The organism is Salipaludibacillus keqinensis (genome assembly GCF_003226325.1).
Lineage (GTDB): Bacteria > Bacillota > Bacilli > Bacillales > Salisediminibacteriaceae > Salipaludibacillus > Salipaludibacillus keqinensis.
Window position 1 is genome coordinate 1 of the sequence record NZ_PDOD01000009.1, and the last position, 3,113, is coordinate 3,113.

Sequence of the window (3,113 nt, forward strand, 5' to 3'; positions counted from 1 at the left end):
GACATATGAAATTGACAGGTCGTTGACCTCTCAAAACTGGATAACGCTTGAATGAATGAATCGTATCTTAAAAGTACCATTGGTTAAGCCCTCGATCGATTAGTATCTCTCAGCTCCGCATGTCGCCATGCTTCCACACGAGACCTATCAACCTCATCTTCTCTGAGGGATCTTACTCACTTGCGTGATGGGAAATCTCATCTCGAGGGGGGCTTCATGCTTAGATGCTTTCAGCACTTATCCCTTCCACACGTAGCTACCCAGCGATGCTCCTGGCGGAACAACTGGTACACCAGCGGTGTGTCCATCCCGGTCCTCTCGTACTAAGGACAGCTCCTCTCAAATTTCCTACGCCCGCGACGGATAGGGACCGAACTGTCTCACGACGTTCTGAACCCAGCTCGCGTGCCGCTTTAATGGGCGAACAGCCCAACCCTTGGGACCTACTTCAGCCCCAGGATGCGACGAGCCGACATCGAGGTGCCAAACCTCCCCGTCGATGTGGACTCTTGGGGGAGATTAGCCTGTTATCCCCAGGGTAGCTTTTATCCGTTGAGCGACGGCCCTTCCATACGGTGCCGCCGGATCACTAAGCCCGACTTTCGTCCCTGCTCGACCTGTATGTCTCGCAGTCAAGCTCCCTTATGCCTTTGCACTCTGCGAATGATTTCCAACCATTCTGAGGGAACCTTTGGGCGCCTCCGTTACTCTTTAGGAGGCGACCGCCCCAGTCAAACTGCCCACCTGACACTGTCCCTGAACCGGATCACGGTTCGAGGTTAGAATTTCAGTACAGCCAGGGTAGTATCCCACCAATGCCTCCACCGAAGCTGGCGCTCCGGTTTCCAAGGCTCCTACCTATCCTGTACAAGCTGTACCAAAATCCAATATCAAGCTACAGTAAAGCTCCATGGGGTCTTTCCGTCCTGTCGCGGGTAACCTGCATCTTCACAGGTAATATAATTTCACCGGGTCTCTCGTTGAGACAGTGCCCAAATCGTTGCACCTTTCGTGCGGGTCGGAACTTACCCGACAAGGAATTTCGCTACCTTAGGACCGTTATAGTTACGGCCGCCGTTTACTGGGGCTTCAATTCAGAGCTTCTCCCGTAAGGGATAACCCCTCCTCTTAACCTTCCAGCACCGGGCAGGTGTCAGCCCCTATACTTCGCCTTGCGGCTTCGCAGAGACCTGTGTTTTTGATAAACAGTCGTTTGGGCCTATTCACTGCGGCTCTCTCGGGCATACACCCTAATAGAGCACTCCTTCTCCCGAAGTTACGGAGTCATTTTGCCGAGTTCCTTAACGAGAGTTCTCCCGCGCGTCTTAGAATTCTCTTCCCGCCTACCTGTGTCGGTTTGCGGTACGGGCACCAGTTTCCTCGCTAGAGGCTTTTCTTGGCAGTGTAGGATCAGGAACTTCGGTACTATAATTTCCCTCGCGGTCACAGCTCAACCTTAAGACAAGCGGATTTGCCTACTTGTCAGCCTCACTGCTTCGACGCACACATCCAGTGGTGCGCTTACCTTACCTTCCTGCGTCCCCCCTTCACTCAAACGGAAACGTGGTGGTACAGGAATTTCAACCTGTTTGCCATCGCCTACGCCTTTCGGCCTCGGCTTAGGTCCCGACTTACCCTGAGCGGACGAGCCTTCCTCAGGAAACCTTAGGCTTTCGACGGAGGGGATTCTCACCCCTCTTTTCGCTACTCATACCGGCATTCTCACTTCCAAGCGCTCCACATGTCCTTCCGGTCATGCTTCGACGCCCTTGGAACGCTCCCCTACCACAGGACACCCGAAGGTGTCTGTCCATAGCTTCGGTGATACGTTTAGCCCCGGTACATTTTCGGCGCAGAGTCACTCGACCAGTGAGCTATTACGCACTCTTTCAATGATGGCTGCTTCTAAGCCAACATCCTGGTTGTCTAAGCAACTCCACATCCTTTTCCACTTAACGTATACTTTGGGACCTTAGCTGATGGTCTGGGCTGTTTCCCTCTTGACTACGGATCTTAGCACTCGCAGTCTGACTCCCGAGGATAAGTTTTTGGCATTCGGAGTTTGACTGAATTCGGTAATCCTGTAGGGACCCCTAGTCCAATCAGTGCTCTACCTCCAAAACTCTTCCCTCGAGGCTAGCCCTAAAGCTATTTCGGGGAGAACCAGCTATTTCCGAGTTCGATTGGCATTTCACCCCTACCCACACCTCATCCCCGCACTTTTCAACGTGCGTGGGTTCGGGCCTCCATCCAGTGTTACCTGGACTTCACCCTGGACATGGGTAGATCACCCGGTTTCGGGTCTACAACCACGTACTTATTCGCCCTATTCAGACTCGCTTTCGCTGCGGCTCCGTCTCTTCAACTTAACCTTGCACGGGATCGTAACTCGCCGGTTCATTCTACAAAAGGCACGCTGTCACCCATTAACGGGCTCCAACTACTTGTAGGCACACGGTTTCAAGATCTCTTTCACTCCCCTTCCGGGGTACTTTTCACCTTTCCCTCACGGTACTGGTTCACTATCGGTCACTAGGGAGTATTTAGCCTTGGGAGATGGTCCTCCCAGATTCCGACGGGGTTTCACGTGTCCCGCCGTACTCAGGATCCACTCCGGAGGAGTCAACATTTTGGCTACAGGGCTTTTACCTCGTCTCGCGGACCTTTCCAGATCGCTTCGCCTACGCTGACTCTTTGTAACTCCGTATGGAGTGTCCTACAACCCCAAGAGGCAAGCCTCTTGGTTTGGGCTGTTTCCGTTTCGCTCGCCGCTACTCAGGAAATCGCATTTGCTTTCTCTTCCTCTGGGTACTAAGATGTTTCAGTTCCCCAGGTCTGCCTTCTCACACCCTATGGATTCAGGTGTGGATCTCATCCCATTACGGATGATGGGTTCCCCCATTCGGAAATCTCCGGATCAACGCTTACTTACAGCTCCCCGAAGCATATCGGTGTTCGTCCCGTCCTTCATCGGCTCCTAGTGCCAAGGCATTCACCGTGCGCCCTTTCTAGCTTAACCACTCTTGTCCTTCCTTCTTTCAAAGGAGATAAACAATTGGCGTCTTGTGTTACTTGGCCTATTCTAAGACACTCGGTTCACTCTTCCTTGGATT

General features: G+C 52.7%; 1 rRNA gene. It reads right to left on the bottom strand.

Going from position 1 to position 3,113, the window contains the following annotated elements:
* Window positions 1-79 precede the first annotated feature (79 nt).
* Window positions 80-3,019 (bottom strand): 23S ribosomal RNA (locus CR194_RS20010).
* Window positions 3,020-3,113 lie beyond the last annotated feature (94 nt).